The sequence below is a fragment of the Pseudomonas sp. Z8(2022) genome (genome assembly GCF_025837155.1).
GTDB lineage: Bacteria > Pseudomonadota > Gammaproteobacteria > Pseudomonadales > Pseudomonadaceae > Aquipseudomonas.
In genome coordinates this window covers 1,212,181-1,226,995 of sequence record NZ_CP107549.1, presented here as the reverse complement: position 1 = coordinate 1,226,995, position 14,815 = coordinate 1,212,181, and the positions used below count along the sequence as shown (strand labels likewise).

14 protein-coding genes are annotated in these 14,815 nt (G+C 63.8%); 11 read left to right on the top strand and 3 right to left on the bottom strand.

Annotated elements, in window-relative coordinates:
- Positions 1-212: 212 nt before the first annotated feature.
- The 3 genes from OEG79_RS05815 to OEG79_RS05805 are packed head-to-tail and all read left to right on the top strand — an operon-like array spanning position 213 to position 3,807.
- On the top strand, positions 213-1,625 hold the full coding sequence (locus OEG79_RS05815; protein ID WP_264147850.1) for a di-heme oxidoredictase family protein: 1,413 nt from the start codon (positions 213-215) through the stop codon (positions 1,623-1,625).
- Positions 1,626-1,635: 10 nt separating this feature from the next.
- Positions 1,636-2,700 (top strand): imelysin family protein, encoded by a 1,065-nt coding sequence (locus tag OEG79_RS05810; RefSeq protein WP_264147849.1) that lies wholly within the window; start codon positions 1,636-1,638, stop codon positions 2,698-2,700.
- A 3-nt stretch (positions 2,701-2,703) separates the two neighbouring features.
- Entirely contained in the window at positions 2,704-3,807 is a 1,104-nt protein-coding gene (locus OEG79_RS05805) for a DUF1513 domain-containing protein (protein ID WP_264147848.1), read from the top strand.
- Between the two features lie 16 nt (positions 3,808-3,823).
- Here the strand turns inward: OEG79_RS05805 and OEG79_RS05800 are convergent, their stop codons facing one another.
- Positions 3,824-4,849, bottom strand: coding sequence for a LacI family DNA-binding transcriptional regulator (locus tag OEG79_RS05800; RefSeq protein ID WP_264147847.1), 1,026 nt, complete (start codon positions 4,847-4,849; stop codon positions 3,824-3,826).
- Between the two features lie 366 nt (positions 4,850-5,215).
- Between OEG79_RS05800 and OEG79_RS05795 the strand changes: the two genes are divergently transcribed.
- From OEG79_RS05795 to OEG79_RS05770, 6 genes are all read left to right on the top strand, one after another.
- Entirely contained in the window at positions 5,216-6,043 is an 828-nt protein-coding gene (locus OEG79_RS05795) for an NAD-dependent epimerase/dehydratase family protein (RefSeq protein WP_264147846.1), read from the top strand.
- 48 nt (positions 6,044-6,091) lie between these two features.
- The gene (locus OEG79_RS05790; RefSeq protein WP_264147845.1) at positions 6,092-6,967 is read left to right on the top strand and encodes an SMP-30/gluconolactonase/LRE family protein; all 876 of its coding nucleotides are present in this window, start codon (positions 6,092-6,094) and stop codon (positions 6,965-6,967) included.
- A gap of 76 nt (positions 6,968-7,043) precedes the next feature.
- Positions 7,044-8,018 carry a TRAP transporter substrate-binding protein gene (locus OEG79_RS05785; protein WP_264147844.1) on the top strand — a complete coding sequence of 325 codons (975 nt, stop codon included), beginning with the start codon at positions 7,044-7,046 and terminating at the stop codon, positions 8,016-8,018.
- Between the two features lie 60 nt (positions 8,019-8,078).
- Entirely contained in the window at positions 8,079-8,606 is a 528-nt protein-coding gene (locus OEG79_RS05780) for a TRAP transporter small permease (RefSeq protein ID WP_264147843.1), read from the top strand.
- Entirely contained in the window at positions 8,606-9,886 is a 1,281-nt protein-coding gene (locus OEG79_RS05775; RefSeq protein WP_017362750.1) for a TRAP transporter large permease, read from the top strand. The genes OEG79_RS05780 and OEG79_RS05775 overlap by 1 nt, the downstream gene beginning before the upstream one ends.
- Positions 9,887-9,979: 93 nt before the next feature.
- Complete coding sequence (locus OEG79_RS05770) at positions 9,980-10,885, top strand: EamA family transporter (RefSeq protein WP_264147842.1); 906 nt, start codon at positions 9,980-9,982, stop codon at positions 10,883-10,885.
- 80 nt (positions 10,886-10,965) lie between these two features.
- Here OEG79_RS05770 and OEG79_RS05765 read toward each other — a convergent pair whose 3' ends face one another.
- A complete protein-coding gene (locus OEG79_RS05765) occupies positions 10,966-11,721 on the bottom strand; it encodes a FadR/GntR family transcriptional regulator (protein ID WP_264147841.1) in 756 nt (251 codons plus the stop codon).
- A 101-nt stretch (positions 11,722-11,822) separates the two neighbouring features.
- On the opposite strand from OEG79_RS05765, the gene OEG79_RS05760 reads away from it, so the two are divergent.
- Positions 11,823-12,698 carry an aldose 1-epimerase gene (locus tag OEG79_RS05760; protein ID WP_264147840.1) on the top strand — a complete coding sequence of 292 codons (876 nt, stop codon included), beginning with the start codon at positions 11,823-11,825 and terminating at the stop codon, positions 12,696-12,698.
- Positions 12,699-12,933: 235 nt separating this feature from the next.
- Positions 12,934-13,149, top strand: a complete 216-nt coding sequence (locus OEG79_RS05755) for a hypothetical protein (RefSeq protein ID WP_264147839.1) — start codon at positions 12,934-12,936, stop codon at positions 13,147-13,149.
- A gap of 46 nt (positions 13,150-13,195) precedes the next feature.
- Here the strand turns inward: OEG79_RS05755 and OEG79_RS05750 are convergent, their stop codons facing one another.
- Positions 13,196-14,680 (bottom strand): DUF853 domain-containing protein, encoded by a 1,485-nt coding sequence (locus tag OEG79_RS05750; RefSeq protein WP_264147838.1) that lies wholly within the window; start codon positions 14,678-14,680, stop codon positions 13,196-13,198.
- Between the last annotated feature and the right edge of the window lie 135 nt (positions 14,681-14,815).

The window sequence follows — 14,815 nt, the reverse complement described above, 5'->3', positions numbered from 1 at the left end:
CATGGCAGCGCAGGCCGGACACCTCTTAGCGCTCCGTCTCGCACAGTTGCAGTCTCGGGCCACCGCAATGTCCGGCGATACACCCTTCGTATCCTTCAAAGCCCTGCCGCGACCTCTGGCCACATTCAGATAACGCTAATTGATCTTATTTAAATTACGCCAGCCTGATACCCTTGGAGCCCTGTTTTCCTGCTCACCCGGATAGTTCCTCGATGTCGCCGTTCCAGCGCTGCCTGCTGCCCTTTCTGTCCCTGATCCTGATCGCCTGCGATCAGCAACCCAGGTTCACGGCGGCAGAACCCGGCGAAGCCCTGTCCGCTGGCGCCGCCACGGTACGCAAGTACGACCACAACGCCTTTTCCCAGCCCTCGGCCAACCTGGCGCCTAGCCGGCGTCTGGACTTCTCCGTCGGCAACAGCTTCTTCCGCAATCCTTGGGTGCCAGCGCCCGCCTCCACCACTGCACGTGACGGCCTGGGTCCGCTGTTCAACACCAACGCCTGTCAGAACTGCCACCTCAAGGACGGGCGCGGCCACCCGCCCGAGCCGGGTGCATTCAGCGCAGCCTCCATGCTGGTACGTCTGTCCATCCCTGCTGCGGCCGAGCATGCCGAGTTGCTGCAACGCCAGGGCGTGGTCGCCGAGCCCACCTACGGCACTCAGTTGCAGGACATGGCCAACCCCGGCGTGGCCCCGGAAGGCAAGGTGCGGGTGAACTACAGCAGTGTGCCGGTGCGTTTCGCCGACGGCACGCTGGTGGAGCTGCGCAAACCGCAACTGGAGATCACCCAGCTCGGTTACGGCGAACTGCATCCGGAGACCCGGTTCTCCACCCGTATCGCTCCGCCGATGATCGGCCTCGGCCTGCTCGAAGCCATCGCCGAACAGGACATCCTCGCCGCAGCCGACCCGGATGACGCCGATGGTGACGGCATCTCCGGGCGCCCCAACATCGTCTGGGACCGCCAGCAGCAGCGCAGCGTACTCGGTCGTTTCGGCTGGAAAGCCGGTCAGCCTACCCTCAATCAGCAGAATGCCGACGCCTTCGCCAATGACATGGGCCTGACCACCACCCTGTTCCCACACGACAACTGCACCGCCGCGCAAACCGACTGCCAGGCCGTGCCCCATGGCGGCGAACCGGAGGTCAGCGACAACATCCTCGCCAGCGTGCTGTTCTACAGCCGCAACCTCGGCGTGCCGGCGAGGCGTAACGTCGACGCCCCCGAAGTGCTCAAGGGCAAGGGACTGTTCCATCAGGCCGGCTGTCAGAAATGCCATACCCCCAGCTTCACCACCTCGGCCGACGCTGCCGAGCCGGAGCTGGCCAGTCAGTTGATCCGCCCCTACACCGACCTGCTTCTGCACGACATGGGCGAAGGCCTGGCCGATGGCCGCGAGGAGTTTCTCGCCAGCGGCAGCGAGTGGCGCACCCCACCGTTGTGGGGCATCGGCCTGACCCAGGCCGTCAACGGCCATACCCAGTTCCTGCATGACGGTCGCGCACGCAATCTGCTGGAAGCCATACTCTGGCACGGCGGCGAAGCCGAAGCGGCCAAGCAGCAGGTGCTGAAATTCGATGCCGACGAGCGAGCCGCACTGCTCGCCTTCCTCAATTCCCTTTAAGGAGCCCGAGATGTTGCACAAGAGCCTGATCGCCTCCCTGCTCGGCCTGGCCCTGGTCGGCTGCGGCCAGCAGGATCAGACCGCCAAGGTCACCGGTGCACTCACCGACGGCGTATTGCTGCCGGCCTACACCAGCTGGCAGGAAGCCGATCGCCAACTGGCCGAACGTGCTGCCGCCTTCTGCGCCGACAGCGCCGATCTGCCCGCCGCGCGCCAGGCCTTTCTCGGTGCAATGAGCGCCTGGTCGGCGCTGCAGCCGCTGATGCTCGGCCCGCTGGCCGAGGGCAACCGCGCCTGGCAGGTGCAGTTCTGGCCGGACAAGAAGAACCTGGTGCAGCGCCAGGTCGAGGCGCTGCTCAAGAGCAAGCCACAACTGTCCCAGGCCGACCTGGCCAGCGCCAGCGTCGTGGTGCAGGGGCTGACCGCCTCCGAGTACGTACTGTTCGACCCCGACATCGACCTGACCCAGGATGAACAGAAAGCCCGCTACTGCCCGTTGCTGCAGGCCATCGGCCAGCATCAGCAGGCCCTGGCCGCCGACATCGTGGCGCAATGGCAGACGGACAAGAGCGGCATGGCCGCGCAGCTCAAGCAGTTCCCCAATGAGCGCTACGCCGACTCCAATGAAGCGGTGGCGGAACTGCTGCGCGTTCAAGTCAGCGGCATCGACGGCATGAAGAAAAAGCTCGGTGCGCCGCTCGGCCGACAGACCAAGGGCATTCCGCAGCCCTACCAGGCCGAATCCTGGCGCAGCAGCGCCAGCCTGGCCAACCTCGCCTCGGCACTGGCCAGCGCCGAGCTGCTCTGGCAGGGCAACAACAAGGACGGCCTGCAATCGCTGCTGGGCAGCGATCAGGCCGAGCTGGTGCAACGCATCGACGCTGCCTACCTCGATACACGCCAGCGCCTGGCCGCCTTCGACCTGCCGCTGACCGAACTGCTGACCAGCGAAGACGGCCGCAAACAGCTCAACGAACTGTACGACAGCCTCAACCGCCTGCACCGCCTGCAGGAAAGCGAGCTGGCCAAGGCCCTCGGGGTGCAGATCGGCTTCAACGCCCACGACGGGGACTGACGGATGCAACGCAGAACCTTTCTCGGTCTCGGCGCCGCAGCGGCCAGCCTGGCGGCTGCCGGTGCATTCGGCGGCTGGACGCTGTTCGGCCCCTCCGGGCAACCGCTGCTGCTGTCGGCTCGAGACGATGCCGATGGCAGGCACTATGCGGTCGGCTATCGCCTCGACGGCCAGCGTGCCTTTGCCACAACGGTGAACGAACGCTGCCACGATGTGGTGCCGCACCCGGCCCTGCCGCTGGCACTGTTCGTCGGCCGCCGCCCGAGCACCGAAAGCTACCTGATCGACACCCGCGACGGCCGCCTGCTGCAAACGCTCGAATCCCCGGCGGGTCGCCACTTCAACGGCCATGCGGTGTTCCACAAGGGCGGCGACTGGCTGTACGCCACCGAGAACGACACCACCGAACCCGGTCGCGGCGTGCTCGGTGTCTACCATCTGGTCGGCGAACGCCTGCAGCGCAGCGACGAGCACAGCACCCATGGCATCGGCCCGCACCAGTTGCTGTGGATGCCTGATGGCGAAACCCTGGTGGTAGCCAACGGCGGCATCCGCACCGAAGCGGAAAGCCGCGTCGAGATGAATCTCGATGCCATGGAAGCCAGCCTGGTGCTGATGCAGCGCGACGGCAGCCTGGTCAGCAAGGAGTACCTGGCCGAGCAGCAGAACAGCATTCGTCATCTTGCGGTGGCCCGCGACGGTACCGTGGTCAGCGGCCAGCAGTACATGGGCGACATGCACGACGCCGTACCGCTGCTGGCGATCAAGCGCCCCGGCCAGCCGTATCAGCCTTTCGCCCTGGACGAGGCGCAGCGCGCAGCGATGAACCAGTACACCGCCAGCGTGGCCATCCATGACGAACTGCGCCTGCTGGCGATGACCGCACCGCGCGGCAACCGCTTCTTCATCTGGGATCTGGACAGTGCCGAAGTGCGCCTCGACGTGCCGCTACCCGACTGCGCAGGTGTCGGTGCAGTAGTCGACGGCTTCGTCGTCACCTCGGGCCAGGGACGTTGCCGCCTGTACGATTGCCGCAGCGCGCGTATCGTCACCGATGCCCTGCAGCTACCGGCCGGCCTGTGGGACAACCACCTGCGCCTGGCCTGAACCGGGCGTGCCGGTCTCAGGCGCTGGCGCGCTCGATCAGCTCGAAGCCGACATCCAGCCGCAGCGGCTGACGCGCGGCCGCCGGCTCGGCAATGCGCGCCAGCAGCGCTTCGGCGATGGCGCAGCCGATACGTGCCCCGTCCACCCGCACGGTAGAAAGCGGCGGATGGGTGTGCGCCGCACTGGAAAGATCGCCGAACCCCAGCACCGCCAGATCCTCGGGGATGCGCAGGCCGCGGCTCAGCGCCTCGGCCATCACCCCCTGCGCCACCGTATCGGAACTGCACACCACCACCTCGCCGGCAGCGCCTTCCTGCAGCAGACGCGCCAGGCCCTCGCGACCAGTCGCGAGCGTCGCCGGCACCGGCAGAATCTGCCCCGCCACCGGCGCAGCGATGCGCCCCTGCAGCGCCGCCACCAGGCTGCGATAACGGCGCAGACCACGCGGGTCATCAATGCTCACCACCGACACCCGACGATACCCCTTGTCGAGCAGATAGCGCGCCACCGCCTGGCCGACCGCCTCGTGCGAAAAGCCGACGAGCATGTCCATCGGGTCCTCGCACAAATCCCAGGCCTCGACCAAGGGGATGCCGACCCGCGCCAGGCGTTCACGGCTCGCCTGGGTGTGCTCGGTTCCCGTCAGCACGATGCCGTCCGGGCGCCGCCCCAGCACCGCCTCGAGCAGGGCCTCCTCCTGCTCCGGGCTATAGCCGGTCAGGCCCAGCAGGGTCTGATAGCCGGCGCCGGCCAGGCGGTCGGTCAGTGCCTGCACGGTGTCGGCAAAGATCGAGTTGGCGATGGTCGGCAGAAAGATTGCCACCAGCCGGCTGCGACTGGATGCCAGGGAGCCCGCGGCGAGGTTGGGCACATACCCCGTGGCCCTCACTGCCTCCAGCACACGCTTGCGGGTCCCATCGCTCACCACCTCGGGACGGCCGAGCGCGCGCGATACGGTGATTGGCGACACCCCTGCCACCCTGGCGACATCGATCAGAGTCGGTGCCGCACTGCTGCGAATACCGGCAGGTTTTCTGCCCATGTCATGCCTCCATCCCGCTTGAGCCACTGTTATACACGGCATCATCGAGATACGTTGTCATACAACTTTAGTCAAAGGCGAAGGAATGATTATGCCCCGCCATGCGCCCGATCCCATCTGCGCGCCTCCGCAATATTTCGCACGAGCACGATAAAGCACCGTGATAGAGCCATCCATTGCAAATCTGCCTCGGCTCCCGATTGGGCTGAGAGCATCCGGCTGGCCCAGGCGACGGACGAAGCGTACGCCTCAATTTTCCCTTTCCGTCACGTTGACATTGATCAGGTTGGTGCTGATAATCGATCCAAGTCATACGACAACGTATGACAACCAATAACAACAAGCAACAAGAGTCCAGGCCCCGCCATGACCACGAACTCCAGCGAACTGCGCCCCTTCAATCGCTTGCTGCTGACCGGCGCCGCCGGCGGACTGGGCAAGGTACTGCGCGAACGCCTGCGCCCCTACGCGAACATCCTGCGCTTGTCCGACATCGGCGAAATGGCCCCTGCTGCCGGCCCCCATGAAGAGGTGGTGCGCTGCGACCTGGCAGACAAGGCCGCAGTGCATCAACTGGTCGAAGGCGTCGACGCCATCCTGCACTTCGGTGGCGTCTCGGTCGAGCGGCCCTTTGAAGAAATCCTCGGTGCCAACATCTGTGGCGTGTTCCATATCTACGAGGCGGCCCGCCGTCATGGCGTGAAGCGCGTGGTGTTCGCCAGCTCCAACCACGTCATCGGCTTCTACAAGCAGGACCAGCACCTCGACGCCAATTGTCTGCGCCGCCCGGATGGCTACTACGGCCTGTCCAAGTCCTACGGCGAGGATATGGCCAGCTTCTATTTCGATCGCTATGGCATCGAGACCGTCAGCATCCGCATCGGCTCGTCGTTCCCCGAGCCGGCCAACCGCCGCATGATGAGCACCTGGCTGAGCTACGACGACCTCACCCATCTGCTCGAACGCTGCCTCTACGTCCCGAACGTAGGCCACACCGTGGTCTATGGCATGTCGAACAACCGCGACCTGTGGTGGGACAACAGCCACGCCGCGCACCTGGGCTTCCAGCCCAAGGACAGCTCGGAAGTGTTTCGCGACAAGGTCGAAGCGCAGCCGATGCCGGCGGCTGACGACCCTGCCCGTATTTACCAGGGCGGCGCCTTCGTGGCCGCTGGCCCGTTCGGCGACGACTGAAACAGCGCAACACCGCCCAGCCATAACAACAAACAGAGCGTCCCAGCCATGACAGCCGAACTGATTGTCGATGCGCGCAACGCCACGGGTGAAAGCCCGGTCTGGCATACAGCCGAACAGGCCCTGTACTGGGCCGACATACCTGCCGGACGCCTGTATCGCTGGTCTGCAGCCAGCGGCCAGACACAGAGCTGGCAGGCCGAGGAAATGCTCGCCTGCATCGCCATGCATCCGGCTGGCGGCTGGATCGCCGGCATGCAGAGCGGCATCTTCCACCTGCGCCTGCAGGACGACGGCAAGGTACAGGCCGAACGCCTGGCAACCGTCGAACATGCCCGCCCGGAAATGCGCTTCAACGATGGCCGCTGCGACCGTCAGGGCCGTTTCTGGGCCGGCACCATGCTGCTGGACATGGCCCAGGGCGCACGCGTCGGGGCGCTGTATCGCTACGACGGCCAGCTGCAACAGGTACTCGATGACTTCATCGTGCCCAACGGCCTGGCCTTCAGCCCCGATGGCCGCACCCTGTACCTCTCCGACTCGCACCCGACCGTGCAGAGCGTCTGGGCCTTCGACTACGACACCGACAGCGGTACGCCGCACAACCGTCGTCTGTTCATCGACATGAAGCAGCATCCAGGCCGCCCCGACGGCGCCGCGATGGATGTCGACGGCTGCTACTGGATCTGCGGCAACGACGCAGGCCTGATCCATCGCTTCACCCCGGATGGCCGCCTCGACCGTTCGCTGGCGGTTCCCGTGAAAAAGCCCGCCATGTGCGCTTTCGGCGGCGCCAATCTGGACACCCTGTTCGTCACCTCGATCCGCCCCGGCGGCGACCTCTCCGACCAGCCACTGGCCGGCGGCGTTTTCGCCCTACAGGCGGGCGTATGCGGTATCGAGGAGCCTGCCTTCAAACCCTGATCCGATTCACCCCGGGCTGCTCGCGGCACCGGACTGCACTGCTGTTCACCAACAACAACAAGACGGAGCTTTCCGCATGAACCTCAAACGCAAGTTGCTTCTCGCCACACTTCCTTTAGCGCTCGGTCTGTCTTCCTTCGTACAGGCCGAGACGACCCTGAAGATTGCCGAAATCCACCCTGCCGGCTACCCGACCGTGGTGGCCATGGAGAACCTCGGCAAGAAACTGGAAGCCGCCACCAATGGTGAAATCAAGTCCCGCATGTTCGCAGGCGGTGTGCTGGGTTCCGAGAAGGAAGTGATCGAACAGACCCAGATCGGCGCCGTCCAGCTGACCCGTGTCAGCCTCGGCTCGGTTGGCCCGGTGGTGCCTGCCACCAACGTCTTCAACATGCCCTTCGTGTTCCGCGATATCGAACACATGCGCAAGGTGGTCGACGGCGAAATCGGTCAGGAAATCCTCGACGCCATCACCAACTCCGACTTCAACATGGTCGGTCTGGCCTGGATGGAAGCCGGTAGCCGCAGCCTCTACACCAAGAAGCCGGTACGCAAGCTGGAAGACCTCAAGGGCATGAAGATCCGCGTGATCGGCAACCCGCTGTTCATCGACACCCTCAACGCCATGGGCGCCAATGGCATCGCCATGGACACCGGTGAGATTTTCAGCGCCCTGCAAAGCGGCGTGATCGACGGCGCCGAGAACAACTCGCCGACCCTGCTCGAGCACAACCACTTCCGTGCGGCCAAGTACTACACCCAGACCCACCACCTGATCCTCCCCGAGCCGCTGCTGATGTCCAAGACCACCTGGAACAAGCTGACTCCGGAGCAACAGGAGCTGGTCAAGAAGCTGGCCAAAGAGGCCCAGCTGGAAGAGCGCGACCTGTGGGTTGCCAAGGAAAAGGCCAGCGACGAGAAGCTCAAGGCTGAAGGCGTCGAGTTCATCGAAGTCGACACCAAGCCATTCTACGACGCTACCGCCCCGGTACGTGAGAAGTACGGCGCGCAGTTCGCCGATCTGATCAAGCGCATCGAAGCCGTTCAGTAATCCACGCGCAAGCGCGCGGCGCCGGCAACCCTGCCCGCGCCGCGCCACCGGTGAAGTCTCATGAAAAACCTGGTTCTGGGCGTCAACGACGTCATCTACCGTGCCTGTATCGCGACCGCCAGCCTGGCCATCGTGATCATGGCCCTGATCATCCCCTGGGGCGTGTTCAGCCGTTACACACTCGGTCAGGGCCTGGGCTGGCCCGAACCCATCGCCATCCTGCTGATGGTGCTGTTCACCTTCGTCGGCGCCGCAGCCAGCTACCGCGCCGGTGCGCACATGGCCGTACAGGTGCTGAGCGATCGTCTTCCCGAAGTCGCTCAACCCTTCCTCACCCTGTTCGTACGCCTGGCCATGGGCGCCATCGCCCTGTTCATGCTGATCTGGGGCTACAAGCTTTGCGTCGCCACCTGGAATCAGTACCTCAGCACGCTGACCTGGATGCGCGTCGGTATCAGCTACGCACCAATTCCCCTGGGCGGCCTGATCACCCTGCTGTTCGTCATCGAACAACTGCTCTACGGCGACCAGCACAAGCGTCGCGTCGTCGATTACGAGAACTGCGAAGATTCCAAGGAGTCCGTGTAATGGATGCCGCCATTCTGCTGGGCAGCTTCATTGCCCTGATCCTGCTGCGCGTCCCGGTCGCCTATGCCCTTGGCCTGGCCACCCTGATCGGCGCCTGGTACATCGACATCCCGCTGCACGCCGTGATGATCCAGATCGCCGGCGGCGTGAACAAATTCTCCCTGCTGGCCATTCCGTTCTTCGTCCTGGCCGGCGCGATCATGGCCGAAGGCGGTATGGCTCGGCGCCTGGTGGCATTCGCCGGGGTACTGGTGGGCTTCGTCCGCGGCGGCCTGTCGCTGGTCAACATCACCGCCTCGACCTTCTTCGGCGCCATCTCCGGCTCCTCCCTGGCCGACACCGCCTCGGTCGGTTCGGTGCTGATCCCGGAAATGGAAAAGAAAGGCTACCCGCGCGAGTTTTCCACCGCGGTCACCGTCTCCGGCTCGGTACAGGCGCTGCTCACCCCGCCCAGCCACAACTCGGTGATCTACTCACTGGCCGCTGGCGGTACGGTGTCCATCGCCGCGCTGTTCGTCGCCGGCATCGGTCCTGGCCTGCTGCTGAGCTTCACCATGGCGGCGCTGTGCCTATGGTTCGCCAAGAAACGCAACTACCCGAAAGGTGAAGTGATTCCGCTGCGCCAGGCGCTGAAGATCTGCGCCGAAGCACTGTGGGGCCTGATGACCATGGTCATCATCCTCGGCGGCATCCTCAGCGGCGTGTTCACCGCCACCGAGTCGGCGGCCGTTGCCGTGGTCTGGGCCTTCTTCGTGACCATGTTCATCTACCGCGACTACAAGTGGAGTGAGCTGCCGAAGATGCTGCATCGCACGGTGCGCACGCTGTCGATCGTGATGATCCTGATCGCCTTCGCCGCCAGCTTCGGCTACATCATGACCCTGATGCAGATTCCGTCGAAGATCACCACCGCGTTCCTGACCTTCTCGGACAACCGCTACGTGATCCTGATGTGCGTGAACTTCATGCTGCTGGCCCTCGGCACGCTGATGGACATGGCGCCGCTGATCCTGATCCTGACCCCGATCCTGCTGCCGGTGGTGACCTCGTTTGGCGTCGACCCGGTGCATTTCGGCATGATCATGCTGGTCAATCTGGGTATCGGTCTGATCACGCCACCGGTCGGTGCGGTACTCTTCGTCGGTGCCGCCATCGGCAAGGTAAGCATCGAGAGCACCGTGAAGGCCCTGCTGCCGTTCTACCTCGCGCTGTTCGCCGTGCTGATGGCCGTCACCTACATCCCCGCCATCTCGCTGTGGCTGCCGAGCGTGGTGCTCTGACAGCAAACCCGGGCAGTGAACGAAACGCCGCCCATCGGGCGGCGTTTTGCTTTAGGGCCTGATTGCAGGCCATGACAAGACAGGATTTGAGTCATGCAAGGTTCCACCCCATTTCCCCGTCACATCGCCGTTCTGATCCTCGCGTCGCTGGCCTGCTCGTTCGCCGGCAACCATATCGCCGCGCGGATCGCCTTCGACCACGACACGGGGCTGCTCCTGGCGATGCTCGCGCGTGCTGGCGTGACCCTGCTGGTGCTGGTCGCGCTGGTGCTGTGGCGACGCGAGTCGTTGAAACTGGGGCCGGCGACCTGGGGCTGGCAGATTCTTCTGGGCCTGCTGATCGCCATCCAGAGTTTCTGCATCTACTCGGCCGTGGCGCGCATTCCAGTGGCGCTGGCGTTGCTGGTGGTGAACCTTTCGCCGATCCTCCTGGCATTGCTCACCTGGGTGCTGGGTGGCCCGGCACCGACGCGCCAGGCGCTGGGCATAATGGGCGTCATCCTGTTCGGTCTGGTACTGGTGCTCGACGTTCCGGGACGCCTGACGGGAAACGCCGTGCTGGACGGCGAATGGATCGCGGGAATTCTGTTCAGCCTGACAGCTGCCGGCGTTTTCGCTGTCGCCCTGTGGGTGACCGAGCATCGCCTCTCCAGCCTCGCCGGTTCGGTACGCAGCATGCTGACATTGGCCGTGGTGTTCAGTGCCTCCACCCTGCTCGGAGCCAGTGGCCTGATTCCCGGTGGTTTGAGCCTGCCCAACGCCAGCGCCGGCTGGATCGCACTGGCCTGCCTGGTACTGCTCTATGGCGCGGCCTTCTCCACCCTGTTCATCTGCATGCCGCGTCTGAACATCGCGCGCAACGCACCGGTGATGAACATGGAACCGGTGGCTGGCATGGTCCTGGGCTGGATGATCCTGGGCCAGGTACTGGGGGTTCTGCAGGTGATCGGCGGCCTGATCGTGGTAGGCGGCATCGTCGCTCTCGCCTATCGCCGTTAGAGAGCGTCATGCGCCCCCGCTTTTTCTCACGGCAGAAACGAACTCGGCGGCCAAGGGCCGCCGAGAGAATTCATCCGTTTTCAGCCGTGCAGCGCTTCGGCCTCGGCCGCTTCGTGCGCCTGGCGCAGGCGCTCGCGACTGTTGGTCAGGTGCAGACGCATCGCCGCCCGCGCAGCTTCGGCGTCCTGACGCGCGATGGCTTCGAAGATCTGCTCGTGCTCGCGCTCCAGACGCGCCATGTAGTGAGTCTGATCGTCACGCACCAGGCCGGCGGAATTGACCCGGGTACGCGGGATGATGCTGGTACCCAGATGGCTGAGGATATCGGTGAAGTAGCGATTGCCCGTGGCCTCGGCGATGCGCAGATGGAACTGAAAATCCGAGGAGACAGCATCGCTGGCGTGCGCGGCGCTTTCATTGATGGCATCCAGCGCTTCACGAATGGCCTTCAGTTGCGCATCGCTGCGGCGCGCGGCCGCCATTCCGGCAGACTCCACCTCGAGGCTGATGCGCAGCTCAAGAATGGCCAGGACGTCGCGCAAGGTGACGATGGTCGCTGGGTCGATGCGAAAACCACTGGCACTGGGCGTATCCAGCACGAAGGTGCCGATGCCGTGACGGGTCTCCACCAGGCCGGCGGCCTGCAAACGCGACAAGGCCTCGCGCACCACGGTACGGCTGACGCCTTGTTCTTCCATGATCGCCGACTCCGTCGGCAGCTTCTCACCGCGCTTGATATGCCCGTCGCGAATGCGTTGCGACAACTCGGCCACCAGTTCCTGGGCCAGGCTGCGGTGCTTGCGACGAGCACGGGGTTGAGCGTTCTGCGTTTCCATGGTGGACGATTTCTCGACTTGAGGCTTTGCCGTAATGATAGCCCAGCAGTTGTACGATGACACTATGAATCGCGACATTTACAGCCAGCCAGGAACGCCAAATGCCTACGACTCTGCTGACCCTGAGCGATAGCCTGACACAACTGACCCTGGCCCCGGAACTGGGGGCAAGTCTGGTCAACTGGAATCGCCTGAGTGATGGCCGGCCGCTGCTTCGTTACAGCGACGAACAGGCGCTGACCGCCGCCAACCCCAGGCGTCTTGCCTGCTACCCATTGCTGCCCTGGTCCAATCGGATCGGTAGCGGCGGCTTCGAGACGCCTGACGGCTGGCAGTCGCTGAGCGCCAATACCGACCATGAGCCGCTGCCGATTCACGGCACCGCCTGGCAACAGCCCTGGCAGGTAGTCGCCGTGACATCCGACAGCGCCAGCCTGCAACTCGATAGCCAGTCGCCGTTCCCCTACCGCGCCACTCTGCATGTCCAACTCGCAGATGGCTGCCTGCGCCTGACGTTACAGGCCACCCATCTTGGCGAACAGCCCAGCTGGTATGGACTCGGCCTGCATCCCTATCTGCCACGCAATGCACACACTCGGATACAGGCGAAAGCCGAGGGCGTCTGGTTATGTGGCGAAGACAAACTTTCCCGTCAGTGGGTAGCACGCCCCCAGGCCTGGAACTTCGACGAGCCAACATTATTGCCGCAGCAACTTGTCGACAATGCCTTCACCCAATGGCCCGGCGAAGCCCGCATCATTCAACAGGACGCCGGTTATCAACTCGTCTGCACTGCCCAGGGTTGTGATGTATTTCTGTTGTTCTGCCCGCAAGAGCAGAACTTCTTCTGCTTCGAGCCCGTGACTCACCCGGTCAATGCACATCATCTGCCACAGCGTCCAGGTCTGCAGTTACTGGCTCCCGGACAAAGCTGCCAACTGAGTTTCAGCTTGCACTATCAGGCACTGGCAGACTGACTGCTGGACTTTCAGAGGACGTTGGAGATAATGATCGCCAGTTGCACAATGCAACTTTTCTCGCAAAAAACTTACAGATAGATAAGTAGCGAAGAAAAAGTAGACGATGCAAAGCGCAAACTTTGCATAACCGTCCGCTTGCCAAGCAAAGCACCCTGATCGATTCCTGACCGCTGCAGTGAAACCAGGCGTTTCACGTGTCGTGTGGGTCGGTCACAACATACAGGTAAAACACGTGACGAAAGACGAACTGCGCGCCGAACTCGAGCGCCAGGCGCAGCGTTACAAGGATGTTTACGGCGGAGAAGTCATTACCTACGCCGCTCAGCCGGACCCTGACCGCAAACCCTGGCGCAAGAAACCCAGCCTGCTCGACCAGGCCTTCGAAAAAGAAATCGAGAAGATCGAGAAAGAACGTCAGAAGCAACAGGAAGCGACCGCCGAGCAATAGTGCAAGGCACTGCAGCTGCGCCCACCGCAGCTGCAGTCGGCGGGTTCTAACGCTTCTTGCTCCCCATCAGCGACCCCATCAGTCCCCGCACCAGTTGCCGGCCAAGCTGGTTGGCGGCCTGACGCAAAGCGCTTTTCATAGCGCCGCCGATTAAATCACCCGCCATCTGCCCCAGCCCCTGCTCCTGGGCAGCGGCCTTGGTCTTCGCGCTCGGCTTCGCCGGAGCTTCAACGGAGGCCTGAGCCGCACGGGCAGTGAGCAGTTCATAGGCCGACTCACGATCAACAGGCTTGTCGTAGCGCCCCGCCAGCGGCGACTGGCGCACCAGTGCCGCACGCTCGAGGTCGGCAAGAGGTCCAACACGCGACTGCGGTGGGGCAATGGCCACACGCTGAACCATCGCCGGCGTGCCCTTTTCCTCCAGGGTTCCGACCAACGCTTCGCCTATGCCCAGCTCCGTCAGCACGCTGAGCGTATTGAATGCCGGGTTCGGGCGAAAACCGTCGGCCACCGCGCGCAGGGCCTTCTGCTCCTTGGCGGTGAAGGCGCGCAGGCCGTGCTGGATGCGCAACCCCAGCTGAGCCAGGACATCATCCGGCAGGTCGCCCGGCGACTGGGTAACGAAATACACCCCGACACCCTTGGAGCGAATCAACCGCACCACCTGCTCCAGGCGCTCCTGCAACGCCTTCGGTGTGCCCTGAAAGAGTAGATGGGCCTCGTCGAAGAACAGCGCCAGCACTGGTTTGTCGGCATCGCCACGCTCCGGCAACTGCTCGAACAGCTCGGCCAGCAGCCAGAGCAGAAAGGTTGCATATACCTTGGGAGATTCATGCACCAGACGCGAGGCATCCAGCAGATGCACACGCCCGCGGCCGTCGCGATCCGGGTGCAGCAGGTCTTCGAGCTGCAATGCAGGCTCGCCGAATAGCGCTTCCGCGCCCTGCTGCTCGAGACCTGCCAGACGACGCAGCAAGGCCTGTGCGGAAGTGCTGGTAAACAGTGCGGCATCATCTCCGAGCACCTGCGGATTATCCTTGAGGTAACCGAGCAGCGCCTTCAGGTCCTTCAGGTCGAGCAGTAGCAGCCCCTCGCGATCAGCTACCTTGAAAGCCGCATAGAGCGCCGCCTGCTGGCTGTCGGTCAGCTCCAGCAGAGCGCCGAGCAGCAGCGGGCCCATCTCGCTGAGCGTGGTGCGCAAAGGATGCCCGCTCTGACCATGCACGTCCCACAGCGTCACCGGGTAGGCCTGTGGCTGATGATTCAGCCATGGCATGCTGGCGATACGCTCGGCAATCTTGCCCTGCGGTGCACCGGCGGCGCCCAGTCCGGACAGATCACCCTTGACGTCAGCGGCGAATACCGCGACGCCGGCATCGCTGAAGCTCTCCACCAGACGCTGCAACGTAACGGTCTTGCCCGTGCCGGTAGCACCGGCAATCAGACCATGACGGTTGGCCAGCCGCAGCGGCTGCCCCACAGACTGACCGTCAACGCCGGCCCCCAACACCAACTGCGCAACTAAAGGCATCTTGCCATCTCCCCGGCTAAAGCTTTAATGCTATTGAACCGATACTAGTAGCAGGACGATAGCGAATCACGCCTTTTCACCCCAGTTTTCCCGGAACCTTCTTGTGCGTGACGGATGACGCCAACCAGACCGCCT

Coding starts and splice junctions, on each gene's coding strand:
- OEG79_RS05815 (WP_264147850.1), top strand. CDS start 213: ATGTCGCCGTTCCAGCGCTGCCTGCTGCCCTTTCTGTCCCTGATCCTG.
- OEG79_RS05810 (WP_264147849.1), top strand. CDS start 1,636: ATGTTGCACAAGAGCCTGATCGCCTCCCTGCTCGGCCTGGCCCTGGTC.
- OEG79_RS05805 (WP_264147848.1), top strand. CDS start 2,704: ATGCAACGCAGAACCTTTCTCGGTCTCGGCGCCGCAGCGGCCAGCCTG.
- OEG79_RS05800 (WP_264147847.1), bottom strand. CDS start 4,849: ATGGGCAGAAAACCTGCCGGTATTCGCAGCAGTGCGGCACCGACTCTG.
- OEG79_RS05795 (WP_264147846.1), top strand. CDS start 5,216: ATGACCACGAACTCCAGCGAACTGCGCCCCTTCAATCGCTTGCTGCTG.
- OEG79_RS05790 (WP_264147845.1), top strand. CDS start 6,092: ATGACAGCCGAACTGATTGTCGATGCGCGCAACGCCACGGGTGAAAGC.
- OEG79_RS05785 (WP_264147844.1), top strand. CDS start 7,044: ATGAACCTCAAACGCAAGTTGCTTCTCGCCACACTTCCTTTAGCGCTC.
- OEG79_RS05780 (WP_264147843.1), top strand. CDS start 8,079: ATGAAAAACCTGGTTCTGGGCGTCAACGACGTCATCTACCGTGCCTGT.
- OEG79_RS05775 (WP_017362750.1), top strand. CDS start 8,606: ATGGATGCCGCCATTCTGCTGGGCAGCTTCATTGCCCTGATCCTGCTG.
- OEG79_RS05770 (WP_264147842.1), top strand. CDS start 9,980: ATGCAAGGTTCCACCCCATTTCCCCGTCACATCGCCGTTCTGATCCTC.
- OEG79_RS05765 (WP_264147841.1), bottom strand. CDS start 11,721: ATGGAAACGCAGAACGCTCAACCCCGTGCTCGTCGCAAGCACCGCAGC.
- OEG79_RS05760 (WP_264147840.1), top strand. CDS start 11,823: ATGCCTACGACTCTGCTGACCCTGAGCGATAGCCTGACACAACTGACC.
- OEG79_RS05750 (WP_264147838.1), bottom strand. CDS start 14,680: ATGCCTTTAGTTGCGCAGTTGGTGTTGGGGGCCGGCGTTGACGGTCAG.